The organism is Aquibium sp. A9E412 (genome assembly GCF_030398335.1).
GTDB lineage: Bacteria > Pseudomonadota > Alphaproteobacteria > Rhizobiales > Rhizobiaceae > A9E412.
This window is the reverse complement of record NZ_JAOAOP010000112.1, coordinates 1-5,693: the sequence shown is the minus strand read 5'-3', so window position 1 is coordinate 5,693 and position 5,693 is coordinate 1. Positions and strand designations below refer to the sequence as shown.

Genomic DNA, 5,693 nt, shown 5'->3' with positions numbered 1-5,693 from the left:
GGGGGGGTCCCCGCGCCGGCGCATCGCCCGCACGTCCCCATCCCCGCGCAAGAAAACGCCCCGCCGCTTCGCCGTGGCGAGCGCGCGGGGCTTTTGTCGGGCCGTGCCCTTCGTGCCGGGGTGAATGACCGGCTACAATGCGGGGCTGCGTCCGGCATGCGCCATGGCAGGCCCCGTCAGAACGTCTCAGCGATGTTGGTGATCGGCCGGCGGCTGCGAACGCGCGTGCGCCCGGGCCGCCCCGGCCGTGGCTCCGTCAGCGACGGAGCCCGCACGGACTGTCAGGTGGAGTCATGCCTCCCTCCCGGGTTGCCGTTTCCGGTCGCCGGCTCGCGCTCGAGCCGCGCCCGCCTCGGGCGTGCGGCGGAGCGTCGCTCCCGCCGGCCCACGCCGGCCTGCCGGACCGCCCGCGGCGCTGGCGCCGGGCCGGCCCCGCAGGAGCGCCGCGCTGCCGCGGCTGTTATGCCGCGGGCGCCGGCGCTCCGCCGGACGGTGGCGGCCGCGGCGAGCCGCGGGCGACCGTCGTCAGCCTGCGCCCGGCCGCCGCCGCCGTCAAGCGCCATCGCGCCGCCGTCGCCAAATGTGATCGCCCCGCCGGCGCCGCTTGTCCACAGCCGCTGTCAGCAGCGTGTTCCACCTTCGTTCTTTTGCCTTGCCCTCGGCCGCAAAACGCGGGAAAACGCGCGAGCCCCGCGCCGGCCACTCGACGCCGCCGCGCCGGCACCTACATGGAGGCTGGCCCGCCGGCGCGGGTGGCGCGCCGCGCCGCCGGGCCGCGCCGTCACCTTGAACCACACGAGGCATCGCCCCGGTCATGCCCGACCACAAGACCATCTCCATCCGCGGCGCGCGCGAGCATAATCTCAAGAACGTCGACCTCGACCTGCCGCGCGAGAAGCTGATCGTGATGACCGGCCTGTCCGGCTCCGGCAAGTCGTCGCTCGCCTTCGACACCATCTATGCCGAGGGCCAGCGTCGCTATGTCGAGAGCCTGTCGGCCTATGCCCGCCAGTTCCTCGAGATGATGCAGAAGCCCGACGTCGACCAGATCGACGGGCTGTCGCCGGCCATCTCCATCGAGCAGAAGACGACCTCGAAGAACCCGCGCTCCACCGTCGGCACGGTGACCGAGATCTACGACTACATGCGGCTTCTGTTCGCCCGCGTCGGCGTGCCCTACTCGCCGGCCACCGGGCTGCCGATCGAGAGCCAGACGGTCAGCCAGATGGTCGACCGCGTGCTCGGCCTCGAGGAGGGCACGCGGCTCTACATGCTGGCGCCGGTGGTGCGCGGGCGCAAGGGCGAGTACCGCAAGGAGCTGGCCGAGCTGCAGAAGAAGGGGTTCCAGCGCCTCAAGGTCGACGGCGCCTTCTACGAGATCGGCGACGTGCCGGCGCTCGACAAGAAGTACACGCACGACATCGACGTGGTGGTCGACCGCGTCGTCGTGCGGCCCGACCTGGCCACCCGGCTGGCCGATTCCATCGAGACCTGCCTAAGACTGTCGGACGGCCTGGCGGTCGCCGAGTTCGCCGACCGGCCGCTGCCGGCCGCCGCCGTCGCCGGCGAGGCGGCCAACAAGTCGAAGAACGAGACGCATGAGCGGCTGCTGTTTTCCGAGCGCTTCGCCTGCCCGGTCTCCGGCTTCACCATCCCGGAGATCGAGCCGCGGCTGTTCTCCTTCAACAATCCGGCCGGCGCCTGCCCGACCTGCGACGGTCTCGGCAGCCGGCGCGCCATCGACCCCGACCTGGTGGTGCCCGACCATGGCGCGGTGCTGCGCGAGGGCGCCATCGCCCCGTGGGCCAAGTCGACCTCGCCCTACTACGTGCAGACGCTGGAGGGGCTCGGCCGCGTCTACGGCTTCAAGGTGTCGCAGCGCTGGCGCGAGCTGCCCGAGGCGGCGCGCCGGGCGATCCTGTTCGGCACCGGCGCCGACAAGGTCACCTTCACCTATGATGACGGCCTGCGCGCCTACCAGACGAGCAAGAGCTTCGAGGGCGTGGTGCCCAACCTGCAGCGCCGCTGGAAGGAGACCGAGTCGGCCTGGATGCGCGAGGAGATCGAGCGCTACATGTCGGCCTCGCCCTGCCCGGCCTGCGCCGGCCACCGGCTCAAGCCCGAGGCGCTCGCCGTCAAGGTGGCCGGCCTGCACATCGGCGCCGTCACGGCGATGTCGATCCGCCAGGCCGGCGGCTGGTTCGAGACCCTGCCCGAGGCCCTCAACGACAAGCAGAACGAGATCGCCGCGCGCATCCTCAAGGAGATCCGCGAGCGGCTGCGCTTTCTCAACGACGTCGGCCTCGACTACCTCACCCTGTCGCGCAGCTCCGGCACGCTGTCGGGCGGCGAGAGCCAGCGCATCCGCCTCGCCTCGCAGATCGGCTCCGGCCTGACCGGCGTGCTCTACGTGCTCGACGAGCCGTCGATCGGCCTGCACCAGCGCGACAACGACCGCCTGCTCGACACGCTCAAGCACCTGCGCGACCTCGGCAACACGGTCATCGTCGTCGAGCACGACGAGGACGCCATCCTCGCCGCCGACCACGTCGTCGACATCGGCCCGGCCGCCGGCGTGCATGGCGGGCGCGTCATCGCCGCCGGCACGCCGGCCGACATCATGGCCAGCCCCGCCTCGATGACCGGCCACTACCTGACCGGCGAGATGGCGATCCCGCTGCCGGCCGAGCGCCGCCCGGTCGACGGCCGGCGGCGCATCCGCGTCGTCGGCGCGCGCGCCAACAACCTCAAGGACGTGACGGCGGAGATCCCGCTCGGCACCTTCGCCTGCGTCACCGGCGTGTCGGGCGGCGGCAAGTCGACGCTGCTCATCGAGACGCTCTACAAGGCCGCCTCGCGCCGCATCATGGGCTCGCGCGAGCAGCCGGCCGAGCACGACCGCATCGACGGGCTGGAGCATCTCGACAAGGTCATCGACATCGACCAGAGCCCGATCGGCCGCACGCCGCGCTCCAACCCGGCCACCTACACCGGCGCCTTCACGCCGATCCGCGACTGGTTCGCCGGCCTGCCGGAGGCCAAGGCGCGCGGCTACCAGCCCGGCCGCTTCTCCTTCAACGTCAAGGGCGGCCGCTGCGAGGCCTGCCAAGGCGACGGCGTCATCAAGATCGAGATGCACTTCCTGCCCGATGTCTACGTCACCTGCGACGTGTGCCACGGCAAGCGCTACAACCGCGAGACGCTGGAGGTCACCTTCAAGGGCAAGTCGATCGCCGACGTGCTGGAGATGACCGTCGAGGAGGGCGTCGCCTTCTTCGCCGCCGTGCCGGCGGTGCGCGACAAGCTGGAGACGCTGGCCCGCGTCGGCCTCGGCTACATCCATATCGGCCAGCAGGCGACCACCCTGTCGGGCGGCGAGGCGCAGCGCATCAAGCTGGCCAAGGAGCTGTCGAAGCGCGCCACCGGCCGCACGCTCTACATCCTCGACGAGCCGACCACCGGCCTGCATTTCCACGACGTCGCCAAGCTGCTGGAGGTGCTGCACTCGCTCGTCGACCAGGGCAACACCGTGGTCGTCATCGAGCACAATCTGGAGGTCATCAAGACCGCCGACTGGGTGCTCGACCTCGGCCCCGAAGGCGGCGACGGCGGCGGCGAGCTGGTCGTCGCCGGCTCGGTCGACGACGTGATGGCCGAACCCCGCAGCTACACCGGCCGCTTCCTCAAGGAGCTGCTCGCCCGCCGGCCGGGACGCAAGAAGGCCGAGGCGGCGGAGTAGCAGGGTGGGCAATCTCGCCGATCGGATACGCAGGCGAATCGAGAGCGGCGCGTTCAGGGTTTCCGATCATGCACAAGGGCGGCTGGATGAACGAGGCCTGTTGCTGTCGGATGTCCTGGCAAGCGTAGCGACCTGGTTCGTCATCGAAACCTACGAAAGCGGCCGGATGGGACCATCTCTTCTGGCGAGGCACATACTGCCGGGTGGCCCGATCCATGCCGTCTGGGGTATGATCGATGAGAATGCGGTTCATGCCGTTCTCGTGACGGTCTATCTGCCTGACAAGGAGAAGTGGGATGAGCAGTTCACGATCCGACGCAAGGCATGAAGAGGTCATACGGCTCGTCGAGGAAGGCGGCTATGTCGCCAAGGTTCCCGTGACGCTGATCTACGAAACCGACGACCCGACCAGCTGGGGTCCCTATCTTTCGGCGGAGGACGCGCTGAAGCTCGACGAAGTGCGCAGCGCCCTGAGGCGCGGCGACATCGCCGCCGCGGCCCGCCACGGGGAAATCTTCGAGCTCACCAAGGTGGCATGAGATGGACGCTTAGCCGCGCCAGGGGCCGACCGCCGGCGACGGAACCGACCGGCCGCGAACGGGGTTCATCCGGAATACGCATGCGTCTGATTCCTTGCCTTCTCTTCGCCCTCCTGCTCGCCGCACCGGGCGCGGCCGCGCAGCCGTCCACCCCGGCCGACGCCGAGCGGCTGCGCACGCAAAGCCTCGCGCTGGTCAACGCCGCCCGCACCGCGCGCGGCCGCGCGCCGCTGGCGCTCGCCGACAGCCTGGTCGAGGCCGCCGCGGCGCATGCCCGCGACATGGCCGCGCGCGGCTACTACGCGCACGTCTCGCCGGACGGCGCGACGGCGCGCGACCGCTTCCTGGCCGCCGGCGGCGCCGCCGGGCGCGTGGTACGCGAGAACATCGCGCGCTGCACCGGCTGCCCGCTGCCGCCCGGCCCGGCGGCGGTCGAGGACCTGCATGCCGGCTGGATGGAAAGTCCCGGCCACCGCGCCAACATCCTCGCCGAGGGGCTGTCGGACTACGGCTTCGCCATCGCCTGGAACGACGCCGGCCGCCGCTACGCGGTTGAGACCTTCGCCGGGCCGGGCACCGCGCCGGCGCAGCCCGGCGCCGGCCCGCCGCAGCCGCTCGATCCGGCCGCCCAGACGGCACACGCCGTCGCACGCATCAATGCCCTGCGCGGCGACGCCCCGCCGCTGTCGGCCGCCCCGGCCCTGGTCGCGCATGCCGCCGCCGTGCTGCCGGCGGGCGACCTGGCCGGCGTCGCGCTTGACGACCTCGCGCCGCTGTCCGGCCTGCCGGCCGACCTGCCGTGGCGGCGCTACGAGGTGCTGTTTGCGCGCTGCGGCGGCTGCGGCACCACGGCGACCGACGCCGACGTCGACCACTTCCTCGACCGCTGGCGCGACGGCGCCGGCGGCACGCTGACGCGCGCCGGGCTGACGGCGATCGGCCTGGCCATCGCCGCCGACGGCGGCGGCAGCAAGATCGCGCTCGCCATCCTCGCCGGCGACTGAAGCGTTTCCAGCAAAGGGAAAACCGGTCCGCCATCCGCAACCGCGTCGGAACGAGAACATGGCGCCGATCTGCGCGTCCGTGAACGGCAGGTCGGCGCCGGCGTTTCGGCCGAAGCGGCAACCGCCGCGCCGCCGGCACACGCGCCGCGACGCGGCGCACCGCCCCCGCGCCTCGCCTTGTCCCCGCCCCTTGCCGCCGCGCCTACAATCCCGCCGCCCCGACCGCAGGAGACGGCGATGGACTGGACCCTGGCAATCGAACGCAACCGCGCGGCGCTGAAGCGCGTGCTCGCCCTCTTGGTCGCCATGGCCGGGCTGGCCGCCGCCGAAGCCCGGCGGGCCGGCCCGGCAGCTCCGGCGGCGTCCGGCGCGCTGCCCTTCGCCGCCGCCGGCCGCACCCTGCCGCGCCGT

4 protein-coding genes are annotated in these 5,693 nt (G+C 72.1%); all 4 read left to right on the top strand.

All coding sequences use genetic code 11. The annotated features are described in order from the left end of the window. Positions 1-814: 814 nt before the first annotated feature. Positions 815-3,739 carry an excinuclease ABC subunit UvrA gene (uvrA, locus tag N1F89_RS20120; protein WP_290086248.1) on the top strand — a complete coding sequence of 975 codons (2,925 nt, stop codon included), beginning with the start codon at positions 815-817 and terminating at the stop codon, positions 3,737-3,739. Positions 3,740-3,743: 4 nt separating this feature from the next. After that, positions 3,744-4,067: a DUF4258 domain-containing protein gene (locus tag N1F89_RS20115; RefSeq protein WP_290086247.1), complete on the top strand. Its 324-nt coding sequence runs from the start codon at positions 3,744-3,746 to the stop codon at positions 4,065-4,067. Then, a complete protein-coding gene (locus N1F89_RS20110; protein ID WP_290086245.1) occupies positions 4,036-4,278 on the top strand; it encodes a hypothetical protein in 243 nt (80 codons plus the stop codon). The genes N1F89_RS20115 and N1F89_RS20110 overlap by 32 nt, the downstream gene beginning before the upstream one ends. A gap of 80 nt (positions 4,279-4,358) precedes the next feature. Continuing rightward, on the top strand, positions 4,359-5,282 hold the full coding sequence (locus N1F89_RS20105; RefSeq protein WP_290086244.1) for a CAP domain-containing protein: 924 nt from the start codon (positions 4,359-4,361) through the stop codon (positions 5,280-5,282). Positions 5,283-5,693 lie beyond the last annotated feature (411 nt).